The 20006-nt window shown below is 36.0% G+C and carries 12 protein-coding genes; 5 read left to right on the top strand and 7 right to left on the bottom strand.

The genetic code is table 11. The annotated features are described in order from the left end of the window. Position 1: 1 nt before the first annotated feature. From mutL to ACEL90_RS00120, 3 genes are all read left to right on the top strand, one after another. Entirely contained in the window at positions 2-1819 is a 1818-nt protein-coding gene (gene mutL / locus ACEL90_RS00130; RefSeq protein WP_423348951.1) for a DNA mismatch repair endonuclease MutL, read from the top strand. Between the two features lie 713 nt (positions 1820-2532). Then, entirely contained in the window at positions 2533-5187 is a 2655-nt protein-coding gene (locus ACEL90_RS00125; RefSeq protein WP_423348950.1) for a 2-oxoglutarate dehydrogenase E1 component, read from the top strand. A gap of 244 nt (positions 5188-5431) precedes the next feature. Further along, positions 5432-6220: a hypothetical protein gene (locus tag ACEL90_RS00120; protein ID WP_264719112.1), complete on the top strand. Its 789-nt coding sequence runs from the start codon at positions 5432-5434 to the stop codon at positions 6218-6220. Between the two features lie 130 nt (positions 6221-6350). Here ACEL90_RS00120 and ACEL90_RS00115 read toward each other — a convergent pair whose 3' ends face one another. Together ACEL90_RS00115 and ACEL90_RS00110 are read right to left on the bottom strand one after the other, a co-directional pair. Next, a complete protein-coding gene (locus ACEL90_RS00115) occupies positions 6351-6947 on the bottom strand; it encodes a TIGR02217 family protein (protein WP_138265061.1) in 597 nt (198 codons plus the stop codon). Between the two features lie 190 nt (positions 6948-7137). Continuing rightward, positions 7138-7896: a DsbA family protein gene (locus tag ACEL90_RS00110; protein WP_423348949.1), complete on the bottom strand. Its 759-nt coding sequence runs from the start codon at positions 7894-7896 to the stop codon at positions 7138-7140. 425 nt (positions 7897-8321) lie between these two features. Between ACEL90_RS00110 and ACEL90_RS00105 the strand changes: the two genes are divergently transcribed. Together ACEL90_RS00105 and ACEL90_RS00100 are read left to right on the top strand one after the other, a co-directional pair. Beyond that, a complete protein-coding gene (locus ACEL90_RS00105; RefSeq protein ID WP_423348948.1) occupies positions 8322-9395 on the top strand; it encodes a Fic family protein in 1074 nt (357 codons plus the stop codon). 87 nt (positions 9396-9482) lie between these two features. Further along, positions 9483-10961, top strand: a complete 1479-nt coding sequence (locus tag ACEL90_RS00100; protein WP_423348947.1) for a UbiD family decarboxylase — start codon at positions 9483-9485, stop codon at positions 10959-10961. A 705-nt stretch (positions 10962-11666) separates the two neighbouring features. Here the strand turns inward: ACEL90_RS00100 and ubiA are convergent. From ubiA to ACEL90_RS00075, 5 genes are all read right to left on the bottom strand, one after another. Continuing rightward, on the bottom strand, positions 11667-12524 hold the full coding sequence (ubiA, locus tag ACEL90_RS00095) for a 4-hydroxybenzoate octaprenyltransferase (RefSeq protein ID WP_423348946.1): 858 nt from the start codon (positions 12522-12524) through the stop codon (positions 11667-11669). Between the two features lie 3 nt (positions 12525-12527). Next, complete coding sequence (locus tag ACEL90_RS00090; protein WP_423348945.1) at positions 12528-12926, bottom strand: ribosome-binding factor A; 399 nt, start codon at positions 12924-12926, stop codon at positions 12528-12530. A 9-nt stretch (positions 12927-12935) separates the two neighbouring features. Further along, positions 12936-15260, bottom strand: a complete 2325-nt coding sequence (gene infB, locus ACEL90_RS00085) for a translation initiation factor IF-2 (protein WP_423348944.1) — start codon at positions 15258-15260, stop codon at positions 12936-12938. Positions 15261-15269: 9 nt separating this feature from the next. After that, positions 15270-16832 (bottom strand): transcription termination factor NusA, encoded by a 1563-nt coding sequence (nusA, locus tag ACEL90_RS00080; protein WP_423348943.1) that lies wholly within the window; start codon positions 16830-16832, stop codon positions 15270-15272. Between the two features lie 88 nt (positions 16833-16920). Then, complete coding sequence (locus ACEL90_RS00075; RefSeq protein WP_423348942.1) at positions 16921-19995, bottom strand: efflux RND transporter permease subunit; 3075 nt, start codon at positions 19993-19995, stop codon at positions 16921-16923. Between the last annotated feature and the right edge of the window lie 11 nt (positions 19996-20006).

Genomic DNA, 20006 nt, shown 5'->3' with positions numbered 1-20006 from the left:
TATGGCAATAATTCTTTTAGACACAAAAACCATAAACCGTATAGCAGCGGGGGAGGTGATAGAAAGGCCAGCAAGTGTAGTAAAGGAATTAGTGGAAAATGCAATAGATGCTGGAAGTTTAGAAATAGAGATTAAAATAGAAAGTGGTGGGCGTAACCTTATTATTGTGACAGATGATGGTAACGGAGTAGAAAAAAACGATTTAGAACTTGCGTTTATGCGCCATGCTACTTCAAAATTGAGCGACAATGAGTTGATAGAAATCAAGCATCTTGGTTTTAGAGGAGAAGCTCTGCCTTCAATAGCAGCAGTAAGTAGGATAAAATTATCGTCTAAGGCAAGAGAAGCAAATGAAGCATGGTCTATAAGTTATGAGGGTGGAGAGAAAATAGGGGAGCAAACTCCTTACTCTTTATCACAAGGCACACATATCGAAGTACGAGATTTATTTTTTGCCACTCCAAATAGACTAAAATTTCTAAAAACTGAAAGAGCAGAAACTCAAAGCATTGTTGATATTGTAAACAACCTAGCAATGATTAACTATCATATAGGGTTTACTCTCACTTCAGGTAATAAAAAGCTCTTAAAATACGCTAAGCAGACTTCGTTATTTCATAGATTGTGTGAAGTAGAAGAAGAATTTCAGGGCAGTTCTCTGGAGATTAATGAAGAAGAAGACGGCATTAAACTTACGGGACACATCTGTAAACCGACCGTCAATCGTGGTAAGTCCACTCAGATCTATACGTTTGTTAATGGAAGGCCAGTTAAAGATAATTTACTTATTGGCGCAGTTAGGTATGCATATCATGATTTTATTCCAAGCGATAGGTATCCTTTCGCAGCGTTACATTTAGAGATACCTTATGATCAAGTAGATGTAAATGTGCATCCAAATAAGTCAGAAGTAAGGTTTCAGAATAAGAAGCTCATATATGAGATAATGACAAGAGGATTAATTAAAGCATTGTCAAGAAGGATAGGCACCTTTCCAGCGCATGACCAGAAAATGGATTCAACATTGCCAGATCCTTTTGATAAACCTGATGTTCAAAATGAAAGAAGGCCAAGTCCTTTTGAAAATCAACTAATAAAAGAATTCGCTTCTCCAAATGAAAAAGCAAAAGGCTTATCAGAACAGTCAAAATCGTTTGATTATACCGGCATACAGAAATTCCCAGCACAAGCGGAGGCTATGGTTCTAGAAAAAAAGGTGTTAGAGCAAGTTGATTTGATAGAGAGCCACCCGCTCGGGTTTGCACGCTGTCAGGTCTATAATACTTACATTATTGCCAGGGTAAGAGACAAATTGATTATAGTCGACCAGCATGCAGCCCACGAAAGGCTAGTATATGAATGCTTAAAACAAAAATCAAATGTAAAAAGACAAAAACTACTTCTTCCTGAAACGGTTGAAATCAAAAATCAAGCCGGAATGGAGATGATTGAAGTTTATAAAGATAAGTTATTTGAAATGGGTTTTGATATTGAGATCAAATCAGAAAATAAAGTGATAGTAAAAGAAATCCCTGCAATTTTGGGAGCAATAGATGTGAAAGAGATGCTAATTAATGTAGTCGATAGATTAACGGAAATAGAAGATACATTGCCAGTAGAAGATAAAGTGAATAAAATATTGGCCACTATCGCTTGTCATGGATCAATTAGAGCGGGTAGAAAAATGAGGTTAGATGAAATGAATGAGCTGCTGAGACAAATGGAAAAAACCCCATATTCCGGGCAATGCAACCACGGAAGACCAACTTATACAGAAATGAAACTCAGTGATATTGAAAAACTTTTTGAGCGCAGGTAATGAGGTTGCCATAAATATGTAAGTGCTCCTTTCTCGTCATCCAAGTAGCTCATAGAAACGAAAAAACTTACTTGACACCCTTTGCCAGCCCCCCTATCATGAAACTGAAGCTATTTATTTATCTTCGCAATCTGCGGATTAAAACGACAAAGGGAACTTTGTATTTGGCGTAAATCATGCTTAATTTTTTGCACTATGTGCACCTCATGTCTTTATCAAATTTCTAGCTACACAAGCTGAAATACGCTATTTAAAACATCAAAAAACGCCAACTTAAAAAATGGATAGTGAATAATTAGCTACCCTAGGGTTTCTTTTGCCTTTTTTTCGCTTAGTAAATTTCTTAATGTTTATAGCTAAACGACAACCGTCATCCCGCTACGTGTTAGCGGGATCTCTTGTTAGCGCCGTGGCGGTATGACGTCTCGCTTGCAACCTATAGCTTTGTCATTCCAGTGCTCCTTTTTTTGTCATCCCAGTGCCTTGACTATTTGGATCCAGAAAACTTAGCTTCGAGTCAAGTAGGCTGCAAATAAAAACTGGATTCCAGCGTCACGCGCTGGAATGACACCCTGACAATCGTCATCCCGCTACGTGTTAGCGGGATCTATGTTAAGAGATACCGCGGCGGTATGACGTATAGAAACTAAAAAAGTTCTTTTTTAAAAAACTTAAGTTATACTTATAAGTATTTGATACTTTTTATAGTGATTATGTCGAGTTTAAGCTGCCTTTATGGTGATAATGCAGGATTTGTGGAAGAAATGTATAGCCGTTATCTGCAGGGCGATAAATCAATCGGGGAAGATTGGAACAGAATTTTTTCAAGTAATTTAGAAGTTAAGAAAACGGAGACCTGCAGTCCGCAGCATGTAACCAAGACGGATGATTCGGCTTCTGATTTGGCAAATTTCTTTAGGTCCTACGGTCATTTTTTTGCAGACCTTAACCCGCTATCACCAAATGAAAATCAAGAAATAGATTATCAAAAATATTCAAATTTATCCCCAGCACGTGATGCTGGAATCTATAGAGATATTTACTGCAAGAACATCGGTTTTGAATTTATGCACATCTCCTCTTATGAGGAGAGGATGTGGCTGCAGGAAAAGATCGAAAATCAAACCTATACGCTGAGTTCACAAGATAAAAAGGAAATACTGAGGCACTTAATTGAATCTGAGATGTTCGAGCAATTTCTCCATATGAAATTTCCTGGATATAAACGCTTCTCTATTGAGGGTGGAGAATCAGCTATTGTTGCAATTGAAAAAATTATTAGTGATTCCGCTGGTTATGGTATTGAAGAAGTAGTTCTTGGTATGGCTCATCGCGGACGACTCAATATTCTAACCAAAGTTATGGGCAAAGAATATGCGGCAATGCTATCTGAATTTCAAGGCAATCTTGCATATCCAGGTGGTCTTGAGGTGTCTGGTGATGTTAAATATCACCTTGGTTATTCTTCTGATCGAGCACTTGACAGTGGCAAAAAAATACATTTAAGTTTATGCCCTAATCCATCTCACCTTGAAGCGGTAAATCCGGTTTTGGCTGGAAGAATAAGAGCAAAACAGAATATAAGATCCGTGCTTGGCATATCAATTCATGGTGATGCGGCTTTCATCGGTCAAGGAGTGGTTGCTGAAACTTTAACCTTAAGCAATATTGAAGGCTATAAAGTGGATGGCATTGTGCACATTGTCATTAATAACCAAGTTGGTTTTACTGCTAATCCGTGTTGTGCGCGATCCTCTTTTTATTGCACTGACATAGCAAAATCAATAGAAGCTCCAGTGTTTCACGTTAATGGAGATAACCCTGAAGCTGTGAGTTTTGTTGCGAATTTGGCGATGAAATATAGGCAGAAATTTAAAAAGGACGTAGTGATTGACATAATATGTTACCGCAAATATGGCCATAATGAGGGTGATGAACCGAATTTCACTCAGCCACTTATGTATAAGGCGATATCAAAGCATAAAACTCCTGGAACATTGTATGAAGAAAAATTGACTGCAGAGAAAGTATTAGATGGCGATGAAGTAAATAAATTGCGCAGTGAATTCAGGGCAAAATTAGATAAAAGTCTTGCTGAATCAGCGGCTTACACTCCAAAAAAAGCTGACTGGTTCGGTGGAGTGTGGTCAAAATTAAGAAGAGCAAAGTTGAACGATTTGAGCGAATACTACACGGATTCTGGTGTTCCGCCAGATGAGCTGAAAAAATTAGGTGTGCATATAAATAGCAATATCCCAAGTAACTTTAACATTAACAATAAGGTTAGAAAAATACTCGATGGCAGAATAGACAGTATAAATTCCGGTAGTAATATAGACTGGGCAACTGCCGAAAGTCTTGCGTTTGCATCACTGCTTACAGAAGGAATAGGAGTGCGTTTATCAGGACAAGACTCTGGTCGTGGAACTTTCTCGCACCGTCATTCAAGGCTTGTTGATCAGGTAACAGAAGAAGCATTTATTCCGCTAAACAATATAAATGAAAAGCAAGCTCACTTTGAGGTCATAGATAGCGCACTATCTGAGTATGCTGTAATGGGCTTTGAATATGGATATAGCCTTGATTCCCCGTATTCACTGGTGCTCTGGGAAGGACAATTTGGTGATTTTGCAAATGGTGCACAAATTATGATCGACCAGTTTATCACATCTGCAGAAACAAAGTGGTTGCGATCAAGCGGTCTAGTTTTATTGCTGCCTCATGGTTATGAAGGACAGGGACCTGAGCATAGCTCCGCACGTATAGAGAGATTTTTGCAACTCTGCGCAGAAGATAACATGCAAGTTGTTAATTGCTCTACTCCAGCAAATTATTTTCATGCTTTACGCAGGCAAATCCACAGAGACTTTCGCAAGCCTTTAGTAGTGTTTACACCTAAATCACTATTGCGTCATAAAAGAGCAGTTTCTAACCTATCTGACTTTGAAGGAAAATTCCTCACGGTAATCCCAGAATATAGAACAGATTTGGTTCTAAATGATAAAATACGTAAAGTTGTAATATGCAGCGGTAAAGTTTACTACGACATAATTGAAGTATGTGAAGCACAAAAAATAAACGATATAGCAGTAATACGTTTAGAACAATTCTATCCGTTTCCTGCCGATAAACTAAGTATTGAACTTGAAAAGTACAAAAACGCTGAAATTGTATGGTGTCAAGAAGAACCAAAAAATATGGGAGGATGGTTTTTTGTCAACCCATTGATAGAAGAAGTGTTGTCCAATCTCGATATTCAAGCAAAAAGACCTAAGTGCATTGCAAGACCTGCTGCTGCATCTCCTGCATGTGGTTATGTTAGTGTTCACACTCAGCAGCAAGAGGAGATTTTAAGACAGATCGCTTAGTATTTACAGTTATTGAAGCAGAAGTGGTGCTATAAAAGTAGCTGACACTTGAATCCGGTTGCATCACGCGCTGCGGCCAGGCGCAATAGAAAACGCATTACACCAATAAAGCCCTTTTGGTACTCAAGCAAATATAAAAGATTTTTATTCTATTAAAAAAATATAATTTTTACTAAAATTTTCATTTATTTTTATTTAAAAAGTAAACATTATTAATATTTACTTTAATTAATATAGGATATATATGAATACAAAAATATTTGAGATGTTAATAAGGAGAACTGGTCTACGCAGAGATAGCAAAGCTGAGATCATACAGTTAAATAGAAATGAAAAAGCTTTTGTAGATGAGGATAAAGAATCTATCGAATTAGCTGAGGCCATTTTTGAAGAGAATAATATGTTTCATTTCCGCAAACCAGGTCCTGCTATGGATTACATTTTGCACAAATTAATAAATGATAGGAAGCTTTTCGAGGAAATGAAAGATAGAGGTACAAGTATAATACGTCTTTTTTCTTTGTTATCAATGTATCATGGTCGTCTCAATTGCTGTGTTATAAGAAAAGGAGGGTGTATTACTGAGTGTGGCATACTTGATTACGCTGGCACCTATCCAGAACTAGTGCCTTTAGAGGACTTTATACTTATTGAGCCTTGCTCGTACCTCGAGTACACTGTGCTTGATAATGATAACATCAGAAATAGGTTAGCTAGAGACTTGACTGAAGACAAAACAAAATTAGATATTTTCGTAAATGGAATTTTAGCAATAAAGAGCTCGGATTTAGTATTATCTTGTATTAACAAGATAGAGGTTCTTAATGAGGAAGATAGATATTTTGTTAATCGCTTACAGAAAAACAACATGCTAGACTACATCTTAAACAAAGATGATACAACACTTGCAAAATCAACTCTAAAGGAGTTGTTGAAGCTTTCTATTTTGCAGGAAGAAAAAAGCACTGAGTTAGAATCTCCCCAAGCTTCAAGTGTAAATGTTAGCAAAGCTCAGCAACATTGTAGTATATAGCTGGTGATAAAGTTTAAAATAATTGCATATACTGAGGCTCATTTAGGTATAGAGCCTCAGTGGTGCTTAATTTTTCAATTTATGGTAGACTAGTAGCCCTACTATGATGTGGATCTATGCTCGCTTATAACTAAAATTTCACTTCCACCAAGGGGATATTATTCCAGCTATTGCTTCCATAGTCATCAATAGAAGCGTTTAAGTAATCTGTATCAAAGCGCACGGGCACATCAAATTCGAAGCTCGCAGTGATTATTGCATCTTTTACTGGCGGTTTCATGAATGTTATTTCTCCCGTTGAATAATTTACTGAATATTCACTCTCTTCTTTACCATTTAAATAAATCTTTACTGTCCCATGTACTGGCTTTTTGATCATACGTATATGCTTATCTTCCCCACTTACATAAGTTTTGATTAGCTGAAAAGTCGTTTTTTTGTTATCTCCTATACCAATCTCTTGGTTGATGGCTATAAAATCCGACCAATCCTTAAAACGAAACCCTATTGCTTTACCTTTTCGTGCATGAAAAAATGTTATTAGTTCTAGTAGCTGCTCGTTTGATCTGACCCCGTAAGCTATGTTGTATCTAGTGCGTGCATGAGACCAATTGATGTTGCGCTGTTCACAACCATTGTGAGTTGTTACAACGTCAGTAGAAAATTCCGGTCCTCCAGTGGAACCATAAGATATATTTTCTGGAAATCTAATTTCTGTGAATGACATATGTCCTCCTGTGAAAGTAAAATAGTTTAGTTGAAGAAAATGTTGTAATTTGAAAGCGTTTTACATAGCAAATGACGCTATGGAAAGTGGGTGAGACCACTGAGTTAAACTGCTGTCACACCCACAGTTACTATACTCAGGTTCATTTGAGTTGTCAAGCAAAAAAATAAAATTTTATGGCAAACTGTAACTAGCCTTGCTTGTGACTTAATTCATCTACTTTTTTGCGTAATACATTCAAATCAGTTGCTCCTACAAACAGGCTATCTCCAATTATTAAAAAAGGTGTACCACCTACTCCCAAATCTCTTACTAGAAGCCTACTGTTGTTTATCATTTGCTCAATTTTGTCCGCGTTATCTTTTATGGAATCATTAAAATCGTCCTCATCAATCCCTATGTTTTTCACTATATCCAATATGCTTTCGTCTGAAAATTCTCCTTTGTGACTTAAAGCAGCATGGTGAAAATCGAAATATTTTTCTTTATCGAGAAAATAGACAGCTAAAGCACTTTTTGCTGCCTTTAAAGAAGCGTTACCAAGTATTGGAGCATCCCTAAAGATATACTTAATTTTGCCGTCGTTAATTAACTGCTTTATATCATTCTTTATAGCTTTGCAATGTCCACAAGAATAGTCAAGGAAGCCTACAGCTATAACACTACTATTTTCATTTCCGGAGTAAGGATAAGTAAGGTCAAATATTTGATCCTTGTATTGTGAAATTTTACTTTTGGTTACATTATCTCGAGCAGCGTAACTACTTTTAATCGACTCCTCTTTGAGAGTTTTTACGATCTTATCAAAATTTCTACTGATATAATCATCTAATCTCGTACTTATTTGGTCATCGGTTAGGGTTTGACCGCGGTGTGAAAGCCAATTGTTTATTATCGGCAAGCTTGCTATTGCTATTATTAAAATTAATAAAAACGATATTCTAGACATACAATTTATTTAAAAACCTACAACATAAAACTTTTAGTACACATTTATCTGTATATTAAAAGAAGCATCTAGTGTTAATATATAAAAACATTTGTATCAAGTGTATTTTATAACCAGTTTTGCCTCAAATGCAAACTTTACACAATAAAACTCAAGCACATTACCACAAAGTTCATCAGAAGACTTGGTAGCAGAGGCGCGCGGAGCGTAGATTTAAGTTGTTTCCGCTGTGTATAATTTTCCGCGGAATAAACATATGAACGAGCCAATAATTGGTAGAGAAAAAGAAATAGCTATTCTACAAGACAAACTTCTTTCTTAATCAGCCGAATTTATTGCTGTTTATGGTCGGCGTCGTGTAAATGTTGTATTATCTGCATTTTATCAGCATAATATAGAAGTAATGTAATGCAGATATTATGCCGATGCCGAATTATACGATTACTTCTAAAATTGCTAGTTGTCTTATAAGGATTGAAGCAGCAAAAGAAAAAGTGTTACATTTGCCGCTCACTGTATCAATGCTTTTGTCTCTTCGTGAAACTGTACGGCTTTATACCACACACTATTCTACTATGATTGAAGGAAATCGACTTGAACCTAAACAGGTTGAAGAGGTTTTAAGTGGTAAAAGCCACTTTCCAAAATATAGGAGAGATGAAAATGAGGTTAAAGGATATTATGCAGCTTTAACTCAAGTTGAACAATGGGCAGCAAGGAGAATACCCATTACTGAGAAAGCTGTTCAAACACTACATGCTCTAGTAATAGCAAGTGGAAAATCTAAAATAAAATCAACACCTTATCGTGATGGTCAAAATGTTATCCGCGATAGTCTTACACGTGCAATAATTTATATGCCACCTGAAGCAAAGGATGTACCAAAGCTCATGAGCAGTATGATTGATTGGATTCGTAACATTGAGCAAGTGCCTTGCCCAATTATTGCAGGTATTGCGCATTATCAATTTGTAACAATTCACCCTTACTATGACGGTAATGGTCGTACTGCAAGATTGTTGACTACATTAATTTTACACCTTGGTGGGTATGACCTAAAAGGACTTTATTCATTGGAAGAATATTATGCTAAGAATCTAGGAGCTTATTATGAGGCAATCAGTGTAGGTCCATCGCACAATTATTATATGGGACGAGCTGAAGCAGATATCACTAAGTGGGTGGAGTATTTCGTAAAAGGTATGGCAAATTCATTTGAGAACGTTTTACAACGTATAAATGAAGAAGAATACCACACTGATCAGACTGATCTTATACGTAAGCTTGATCCTAAACAACGCAAAGCTCTTGAGCTCTTCCAGGAGTTTTCCGCTATTACAGCTAGTCAGGTTGGCGAACTATTTAATTTTAAGCCTCGTACCAGTGCGCAACTTTGTAAAAAGTGGGTGGAAATGGGGTTTATCAAGATTGTAGATTTTTCCAATAGAGGAAGGAAATACAAACTTAGTAAGCAATATGAAGATTTGATCTCAAATTAACTGAAAGCTCGCTAGACAGTGCATAGGTCAAATTTCAATAAAGTGCTTGAAAACTAGATATAAACTTAAAATTTTAAAAACTGGAATATGTACAACAACTTACGCGACTTCATCAAAGCCTTAGAAGAAAAAAAAGGTCTGATTAGGATTAAGGAGGAAGTTTCAACAGTTCTTGAAATGACAGAAATTCATCGCAGAGTTTTGTCAAGCAAAGGGCCAGCGATCATTTTTGAAAATGTTATCACAGAAAATGGCAAAAATTCGATTCCAGTTTTGGTGAATTTATTTGGTACTATTAAGAGGATTGCATTGGGGTTGAACATAAACCCTGATGAACTAAGAGATCTTGGTAAACTTTTAGCATTTTTGCAATCACCTGAGCCGCCAAAAAACTTTAAGGATGCTATAAAAATGTTTCCTTTGTTGAAAGTCGTGTTATCGATGCGAAGTAAAGTCGTGAGCAAGGCTCCATGTCAAGAGGTAGTGCTAACCGGAGATGAAGTGGACCTAAGTCTACTGCCCATTCAAACATGCTGGCCAAATGAACCTGCACCACTTATCACCTGGCCGATTGTGGTGACAAAAGGACCTACGAAAGACAAACAAGATAATTTCAATCTTGGAATATATCGTATGCAGGTCATAGATAAAAAAACGACTCTAATGCGTTGGCTTGCACATCGTGGTGGTGCAGGTCACCACAAACGATGGAAAGAGAAGGAACAAAATATGAAATTTCCTGCTGCTGCTGTGATCGGTAGTGATCCTGCAACGATTATTGCTGCAGTAACTCCAGTGCCAGAAACATTGTCAGAATACCAATTTGCTGGACTGCTGCGAAAGAGGCCGCTTGAGCTTGTAAATTGTAAGACTATTCCACTTCAAGTGCCAGCTCACGCGGAAATCGTTCTGGAAGGCTATGTGAGTTTGGATAGATATCAAGACGAAGGGCCATACGGAGATCACACCGGCTACTATAATTCTGTTGAGCAATTTCCTGAATTTAATATTACTGCAATTACTATGCGTAAAAATCCAATTTATCTCAGCACTTTCACCGGCAAGCCACCTGATGAACCATCGATTCTTGGTGAAGCACTCAATGAAATTTTTGTGCCCATTCTTATTAATCAATTTCCAGAGATAGTGGACTTTTATCTGCCGCCGGAAGGTTGCTCATATAGAATAGCGGTAGTGTCGATAAAAAAATCCTATCCAGGGCAGGCAAAAAGAGTTGTTATGGGCATACTTTCTTTTCTAAAGCAGTTTTTATACACGAAGTTTATTATCGTTGTTGATGATGATATAAATATACGTGATTGGAAGGAAGTGATGTGGGCAATGTCAACGAGGATGGACCCTGTGCGTGATACAATCATGATAGAAAATACACCTATTGATTATTTAGACTTTGCTTCCCCTGAAAGTGGACTTGGAGGTAAAATGGGATTTGATGCGACAAATAAAATCCCGCCTGAAACCAAACGAGAATGGGGAAAGAAAATTAAAATGAGTGAGGAAATAGTAAGAAAAGTCACGGAAAAGTGGGAGGAATATATGGACTAGACTTCTTGCATAAAAGCAGAAAAAAGTTTGGCGTTTTTTATAATGCCGTAATTAGCATTAACTGATAATTGTGATTTAAGTTCGTCACAGTGCCCTTTTTTTGTCATCCTATAGCTATACCGCCGTGGTATCTCTTAGCCGCTAACAAGCAGCGGGATACTTAGGGATGACGATTGTCGTTTAGCCATAAATATTTAAGAAATTTACCAAATAAAAAAAAGGCAAAAGAAGCCCCGTGGTTATTATCCGCTTTAAAATATTGGCGTTTTTTATGTTTTAAACGCTTGACAAGCAAGATTTAGCTGCTTTTAATTGCAACTAACCTACGCTGCAAATGTTTAAGAAATTTACTAAGCAGAAAAAAAAGACAAAGAATCCCCGAGTTAGCTAGTCTTTTACTATCTCTGTCGAGTATTGGCATTTTTTGATGTCTTGTAACGCTTTATAAGCGCGTTCAGCTTATTTAGATAAAAATCTAGATGTAGATGAAGTTTTGTAAAGACATACAGTATCTATATACTGCAAAAAATTGAACATAAGACGCCGATACATTAAGTAATCCTTACCTTTTAATCTGCAGATTGGCGAAAGCAAATACAATAGCTCCACTATCATGATAAGAGGGCTGGCGAAGGGTGTCAAGCAATTTTCGTTTCTGCGAGTACCTGAGTTTATTGACTTCATTAGAGCCAAAACTCTTGAGACCTAGGTGATAATTCTATCTAAAAGGATGCCAAAAAAGAGAAGCAACCCTACGTAGGAATTATTTTTAAATATGGACATGCATTGACTGGGATCGTCAGGATTGAAATTTTTGTATTGGCGGTGAAATATGAACCCTACAGCAAGTAGAGCAATATAAAAAATGTTATTTAATGATGATAAGATACCAGCATATAGCCACGTCATAAGAGATATTAAATAAAATCTTTTCAACCAAGATTTTGTTGTATCACCAAAATATAATGCGGTAGATTTCATCCCGAGTTTTTCATCATCTTTTTTATCTTGATGGGCGTATATGGTGTCATAGCTAAGTGTCCAAAAGACGCATCCTATATAAAACAGCAAGGATTCCATACTGATCTGGTTTGTTATTGCTGCTGAGCCCATGAGCGATCCCATATTGAAGGTAAACCCTAAGAACAATTGTGGCCACCAAACATACCGCTTTAATAAAGGGTAAGTAGCTATCATACACATTGAGATTATTCCAAGTATAAGTGTAGTTTTATTAGTTAATAATAAGATTACCAGGGCAATAGACAGTAACAGTGAAAGTAAAGCCAAAGCCTGCTTTATGTTTAATGCACCACTTGCAAGTGGCCTATATTTTGTTCGTTCAACGTGCGCATCTATTTTTCTATCGAAGATATCATTGATTATGCACCCTGCGGTTCTCATTAAAAATGCACCTATAGTAAACAAAACAAGGAGAAAAAGAGCCTGATATGATAGAGAAGTTGAGGCTAAAAGAATACCGCTCAAACTGGGAAATAGCACAAGCCACAAACCTGTTAAACTGTGCAACCTCATTAATGAAAAGTAATGGTTGAAATACATTAATTAAGTGTGATTATGTAATATTTTGCTTACATTAACAAAATTATCGAACGCTAAGTCAGGCTTGAAAACTAGTTCAGGTATAAATCGCAAATCAACATAACACAATATAGATTTACGTATTGACCATGCAGATTGGTTCATTTCATTAACAACAGTATTAATATCACAATTATTCTCAGAAGGATCTCCAGTGCGTCTTTTTTCTGGATCTAAGTAGTCAGCTACTTGAATATTCAATGAAGATAACACAATATATACATCTGCTTTTTTCAAATCTTTACTTAATTTTACCTCAGATACCGCTACATTTTTATTGAACACCTTACCTTCCATTAGAACTCTTGATATTGCTCTATGCAATACCGATGCTATCTTTAGGTTTCTAATTTCCTTTTTCATATCCAGCTACTATAACACCCTTTCTTCTTGCACTAATTGATAAGCTTCCAAAATATCTCCAACTTTAATATCGACATTACCCTCTAGTGATGCTCCGCATTCAAAGTTTACACCTACTTCTTTAACATCATCTTTAAATCTACGTAGTGCTTTTAACTTTCCTTCATGCACCAATTTGCCACCACGCATTACCTTAATTAAAGAATCTTTTCTTATGACTCCATCACTTACGTAACATCCAATGATATTACCAGCTTTAGATACGTTAAATATTTGCCTCACAGATGCAAAGCCAACACGAACCTCTCGTGTAACAGGCTTTAACATTTTAGTTAAATACATTCTCATGTCGTCAATGAGCTCGTATATTATGTTATAAGTATGTATTTCTATACCTTTTTGTTTTGCCAAGTCCCTTATTTTTGAGTCCACTTTTACATTAAAAGCTAAAATTACTGCACTTGATGCTTCTGCAAGCAGCACATCTGAATCTGTTATCCCTCCTACTGCTTTGTGTAGGATATTTAATTTCACTTGATCTTTACCGAGTTTATCAATTGAACTTGATATTGCTTCAATAGAACCAGTTACATCGCACTTTAAAACTACAGATAGTTCTTCTGTTTCGCTGTTATTACGACTGAATATATCTAAATTATTGTCGCCCAAATCTTCTTTCTTTTTCTTGATTAACTCTAGCCTGTATTCAACAATTTCACGCGCCTGCTTTTCAGAATTTATAACAACAAATTTATCTCCAGCATTTGGCACACCATTTAGACCAGTAATTTCAATTGGAGCGGAGGGTAGTGCTGCTTTTTCTCTTTGACCGAGGTGATTAACCATACTACGTACTTTGCTGTATGTTGTACCAACTACCAATATATCACCAACCTTTAACGTTCCTTCCTCAACTATCAATGTGGCTGATATTCCTTTCGCTTTATCTATTTTGGATTCTATTACCCATCCAAGTGCTCGACAATCTTCTATTGCTTCTAGCTTCATTAATTCAGCGATTAACAAAATCGTCTCTTCTAGTTTATCTAAATTAGTTTTCTTTTTTGCTGATACTGGCACAATCATAACATCACCACCAAGCTCTTCAGGAATGAGATCATATTGAGGTAAGCTACTCATTACTTTCTCCACATCACCAGGCTCAGATTTATCAATTTTATTAATAGCAACTATAATAGAAACATTTGCTGCTTTTGCATGATTTATTGCTTCAACTGTTTGTTTCATGATTCCATCGTCAGCTGCAACTACTATTACAACTATATTAGTAATATTGGCACCACATGCACGCATCGCAGTGAACGCTTCATGTCCTGGTGTATCAATAAAGGTAATTTTTTGCTTATCTTTTGTCGTTATTTGATAAGCACCTATGTGTTGAGTTATGCCACCTGACTCTCTTTCTGCAACATTAGATTCACGAAATGCATCGAGCAATGAGGTTTTACCATGATCGACGTGTCCCATAAAAGTGACGATTGGTGGTTTAGGTTTTTTAGGCAGGCTTTCTCTGCCTTCTATAAAAAATAAATCTTTTTCTCTGTTGGTATCGCTCACTCGTTTAGCCGTATGATTAAATTTTTCCACTATTTCACATGCTATATCTGGATCCACCAGATCATCTACTCTATAACTCTCACCGACTTCTTCTTTGAACATTTTTAGCACACTCTTGCTATCTTCTGCCATGCGAATAGATAACTCCCTGATAGTTATTTTGTCTGGTATAATAACTTCTCTTGATATATTTTTACCCTTAGTAAACTTTGACTTTCTACCTCTTATACCAAACCTTTGCTTAAATACAGGGGGTTGTTCAGTTTTTTCATCTATTGCCTGTGCAATTACCAGTTTAGAATGCTTAGAATATATATCTTTGTTGACTTTAAAAGACTTTTTATCGTTGTCCTCATGGTCAATACTATCTTCTTTTGGTTCAACTAAGTGGGTATTACTTAAAACTTGCTTATTTATTTCCTTAGATAAAGCGTCCGCTTCATTTTTCTCGTCAATCTCTTTATTGCTGTCTTCTTTTGCTGTTTTCTCTTTTTCTTCTCTCTGATTTCTTTCTTTCAGCAAAGCAGCATTCTGCACAGCATTAATGCGAAAAATTTGTTCTTTCTCTGTTAAAGAACCTAATTTACTCTCGTCAAATAAATTATGTTCTTCTGCATCATGAGATTTTTTTCTTCTTTTTTTTACTACTGTAGCTCCAGTACTTGGGCTAGCTGAAGAGTTTAAATTGAGGTCTAATTTAAGCTTGCTTAAACCTTGGAGCGTTAATTTTTTATCACTGATATCTTCATTATTCATATTATTTTATTATATTAATCCAAGCTTTTTACGTGCTTCTATGATTATTGAATCTACTGTATCTTTTAGATCTTCTTTGCTATCGGATGAGGAAGAGAGTATGCTGCAAAACTCATAACTTGATAAATCTGCTATGTCCTCTAAAGTCTTAATATCATGCTTACTAAGAGCAATTTTATTGTCTATTGATAAAGTTAAATTGATTACATCATCCTCCATACCTAAACTTTTTAGCTCTTCTATTTTTCTATCATTTTCTGCTTTCAGGTACTTATTTGCTCTATTGTGAAGTTCGTTTGCAATATCTTCATTAAAGCCCTCTATTGAAGCAAGCTCTTTAATTGAAGCGCTAGATATGTCTTCTACACTTGAAAAACCTTCTGTTACCAATAGCTGACCCATAATCTCTTCTAAGTTTAAAGCTTCAGCAAATAAAGCTGAACATTGACTAAGTTCTTTACTTCGCCTTTCTGATTCTTGCTGAGTGCTTAATATCTCAATTTTCCATCCAACAAGCTCTGAAGCTAATCTTACATTCTGGCCCTTTTTTCCTATCGCTAAACTCAATTGATCTTCAGCAACTATTAACTCTATGCAATTTTCATTTTCATCAATAATAACCTTCGATACTTCTGCAGGAGTAATGGCTTTAATAACAAATTGACCCAAATCTGAGGAGTAATTTATAACGTCAATTTTTTCACCATTTAATTCGTGTATAATAGTTTTTATTCTATCTCCCTTAACTCCAACACAAGCACCTACTGGATCAATGTTCTTGTCGGGAGAGAAAACGGCAACCTTAGACCTTGAACCAGCATCTCTAGCTATACCTTTAATTGTCACTAATCCGTCAGCAATTTCTGGTATTTCTTGATTTAATAATGCCTCCAAAAAGCCTTCATGAGTCCTAGAAAGAATAATTTGACGTCCATCATCAGAGCGCTTAACAGTCTGTATGTAAGCTTTAACCTTATCACCTTCACGAAATGATTCACCACCAGTTAAATTTCGCAATGGAAGATATGCCCTAGTGCCATTTATGTCTATAATAAGATCTGAATATTCTACTTGTTTAACAATACCATACCTTATTTCTCCCACCTTATCTTTAAATTCCTCATATTGTTTTTTTGACTCTTCATCTTTAATTATTTGAGCAATCCTTTGCTGGGCAATTCTTGCTGAGGCAAGATCAGTGTTAAGAGAGAGTAATTCACTAACAGTATCTCCAACTTTTGCATCTCCTTTTATTAATTTAGCTTGTGTAAGCGTAATTGATTCACACTCGGTATTCTCTTTTTCATTTGATTCATCATCAATAACTTTTAGTTTTCTATATGAAGTAACTTTGCCTGTGTTTCTATCTATATCAACTACAATTTTACTTTTGCTACCATATTTTTGATGAGCCACTGCTTCTATAGCACTTTCTAGTGCCTTTATTACAACATCAAAATCTAAACCTTTTTGAAGTGAAAGCTCTCCTGCTGTTTTTATTACATCAAGGCTTCCAACTATGTTATTCTTGTTACTTTTCTGCTTAACACTGCTTTTACGATTAGCAATCATAATAAATAAATCCAATGTAATTAGTTACAATTATAGCTCCAACGGGCAAAGAACACTATCTTAAATGTTAAATGATTGCTAATTTAAGTCAAGTTTTTTCATGTCTTTGTATAACAAGCAACGCAGGAGTAAAGAATAAAGTTAAAACCGTTGCAGCCAATATTCCACTTGCTATGGTTGTTGAAATGTCAACCCACCACTGGCTTGATGGAGCATCATATGTGATTTGTAGCGTAAAAAAATTGATATTTAACCTGGTAATCATCGGTATTAAACCAAGAACTGTGGTTGCAACGGTAAGCAATATTGGCCTAACGCGAGAAATTGCAGCATTTATTACACATCGCTTGATGTCATTTTTGTGTACCTTAATTTGGTGATGAAAGGCATCAAGTAATAGTATGTTATTATTCACTATAATTCCCGCCAAAGCAATTATCCCCACTCCACACATAACAACTACGAAAACTTGTTGGATAAGAAAGAAAACAAAAAACACACATGTTGTGGATAAAAACACTGCTGTCATTACGATAAATGTATGGTATACATTATTAAACTGTGTCACTAATACCAATATCATTAGTGTAATCGCTAATATAAAAGCCTTTAACAAAAATGCTCCTGATTTTTGTTGATCTTCTTTGTCGCCTTTAAAATCAATTTTTACTCCCTTGTCCCAATCCTGGGCAATAGAATTCTGAATGAACTTTACTCTTTCATCAACAAGATAGCCAGTATCAACGTCAGCAGAGATTGTCACTATGCGTAATCCATCAATCCTGTTTAGTTTGTTTACCTTTTTTTCGGGAGCATATTTTACTATATTGCTCATAGGATACGGGCCATTAACTGTATTGATAAAAAGATTGTCTATAGTCTTCATGTTGCGATCCTTTCCAGGGAAACGGAGTACAATATCGATTTCTTCATCCGCGTTATTTGGTCTATATTTTCCAATCAACACTCCATTTGTAACCATCTTTATAAAATCGCCAATGGTTGCAACACTTACTTCAGAGCTTGTAGCCTTATTCTTATCAACACTCATATTCCACTCTATTTCAGGTGCTGATCTGCTATCTTGAATATTTATAAACCCGGATGAAGGTTGGTTCATAATTTCTAGAATTTTCTCTGCTGCTAAATTCAAACTGGATACACTCCCGCTGAGGTTAATTTGTATTGGCTTGTCAGCCGACGGTCCTGGCTTTTCCTCTTGAACATTAATTATTATTCCTTTCATGTCTTGCACACTGCTCCTTATATCATTTAGTATGTGCTTAGCTTTGCGCCTGAAGCGCCAATCCATAAGTTCTAGTTGTATTCTGGCGATAACGTTGTCTGAAAATGCTCCTGATCTAGCATAAGAAACATGAATTTCTTTTTCAATGCTCAAAATGCGTTCTTCCACTTCTTTGAGTATCAGATCTCGTTCTTTGGCTGATAAGCTTTCTTTTGCTTTAACACTGATTAAAATATTATCTGAATCCACTTTCGGAAAAAACTTTACTCCAGGAGCAAAAGTAAAGTACAGCACACTAAATGAAAACAAAACGAATACAGTAGCACATACGAATTTTTTAGGATGATCCAAAACCTTCTCTAGCATGCGTACGTAAGCTCTTATTATAGGCCCAGCATTTTTTATTTCACCACTTTCTATAGCACTCATTTTTTTTATTTCTTTTTTTGAAGTTATCGAAGGCTTACCAAATATTGCACCAAGTGTTGGTATAAAAACCAAAGCCATAATGAGCGATCCAGTCAAAGTTAGAATTATTGTAATTGGTATATACTGCATGAATTTACCAACAGTATCAGGCCAGAATAATAGAGGAAAAAACACTGCTAATTTAGTTAACGTTGATGATAGAACCGGATAAAACATATCACGAACTGAAGTGTAAAAAGCTTCTACTTTGTCCATTCCGCAGATCATCTTTCTATCGGCATATTCGCTGATCACAATTGCATCATCAACCAGCATGCCAACAGCCATAATTAAACTGAAGAGCACAACGATATTTAAGGTTATACCCATAAAGTAAAGAGCTATTATCCCAATGAGAAAGGAACCGGGTATCGAGAGTGCCACAAGAATAGCAATCCTTGTTCCCATAGAAAGCATCATTATGATCAATATTAACAACACAGCAAATATTATGCCGTTTTCCAAGTCATCAAGCACATCGCGGACGTTTTTTGACTGGTCGTTTAAGTACACCACTTTTAAATTTTCAGGTAATTGATCTTTTGCCTTATCCATTAAGTATTTTACTTGATTTACTGTGTCTATTATGTTTTTTCCGTTACGTTTTGAAATTTCTAGCACGACACTAGGTAATCCATTAATGCGAGCAAATCCTTGGTGATCCTCAAACCTAGGGTATACTTTTGCTATATCTTTGATTCTCAAAACTGCATCGCCTTGAGATCTAATAGGAATATTCATAATATCTTCTATATCTTTTAATAACCCTGATATTTTAATCGAATATTTACCGGTATCATTTTCCAGTGACCCAGCTTCCACTAGTCTGTTATTGCTTGATATAGCTTGGAATATTTCGTTTAATTGAATGTTATATTTTGTTAGAACTGTGGGCTCAACTATCACTTCCACTGTTTCTTTACGCATACCTGCCACTTCAACTTTGAGAACATTTGGCAGAGATTCTATTTCTTTCTTTAGCTTGCGTGCTATTTCAGTTAAGGCTCTTTCTGGCAAATTACCAATTAAGCCGACATTGAGTATCGGAAATAAGCTCAAGTTTATTTCATTGATTATCGGAGATTCCGCTTCAACAGGTAACTTCGATTTTATGCTTGAAAGCTTTGAACGAACATTATCGAGCACTTCTTTATTATCATACTCTGTTCCAAATTCGAGTATCATGTGAGCACCATCATTAGTTGCAAAAGCTCTCAATTCTCTTACACCTTCGATGGATCTTAGTTCATTTTCTATAGGAAGCACTAATAGCTTTTCACTATCTTGAGCAGAAATCCCAGGAAGTCCAACAAACACGCTGATTATAGGAATCTGTATATCAGGATTGCTTTCCCTTGGCATTTTTACATAAACGTATGAACCGAAGATAAAAATTACTATAAGTAATAATACCACCGCCCTGTTTCGCTCTATGAGTAAGCTCTGCATGTTGAATGTTA

The sequence above is a fragment of the Wolbachia sp. wLmal genome, assembly GCF_049435495.1.
GTDB classification, from domain to species: Bacteria; Pseudomonadota; Alphaproteobacteria; order Rickettsiales; family Anaplasmataceae; genus Wolbachia; species Wolbachia pipientis.
This window is presented reverse-complemented; position numbering and strand designations above follow the sequence as displayed.

Coding starts and splice junctions, on each gene's coding strand:
- nusA (WP_423348943.1), bottom strand. CDS start 16,832: ATGATTGCTAATCGTAAAAGCAGTGTTAAGCAGAAAAGTAACAAGAAT.
- ACEL90_RS00100 (WP_423348947.1), top strand. CDS start 9,483: ATGTACAACAACTTACGCGACTTCATCAAAGCCTTAGAAGAAAAAAAA.
- ubiA (WP_423348946.1), bottom strand. CDS start 12,524: ATGTATTTCAACCATTACTTTTCATTAATGAGGTTGCACAGTTTAACA.
- ACEL90_RS00075 (WP_423348942.1), bottom strand. CDS start 19,995: ATGCAGAGCTTACTCATAGAGCGAAACAGGGCGGTGGTATTATTACTT.
- ACEL90_RS00120 (WP_264719112.1), top strand. CDS start 5,432: ATGAATACAAAAATATTTGAGATGTTAATAAGGAGAACTGGTCTACGC.
- ACEL90_RS00125 (WP_423348950.1), top strand. CDS start 2,533: ATGTCGAGTTTAAGCTGCCTTTATGGTGATAATGCAGGATTTGTGGAA.
- ACEL90_RS00115 (WP_138265061.1), bottom strand. CDS start 6,947: ATGTCATTCACAGAAATTAGATTTCCAGAAAATATATCTTATGGTTCC.
- ACEL90_RS00090 (WP_423348945.1), bottom strand. CDS start 12,926: ATGAAAAAGGAAATTAGAAACCTAAAGATAGCATCGGTATTGCATAGA.
- infB (WP_423348944.1), bottom strand. CDS start 15,260: ATGAATAATGAAGATATCAGTGATAAAAAATTAACGCTCCAAGGTTTA.
- ACEL90_RS00110 (WP_423348949.1), bottom strand. CDS start 7,896: ATGTCTAGAATATCGTTTTTATTAATTTTAATAATAGCAATAGCAAGC.
- ACEL90_RS00105 (WP_423348948.1), top strand. CDS start 8,322: ATGCCGAATTATACGATTACTTCTAAAATTGCTAGTTGTCTTATAAGG.
- mutL (WP_423348951.1), top strand. CDS start 2: ATGGCAATAATTCTTTTAGACACAAAAACCATAAACCGTATAGCAGCG.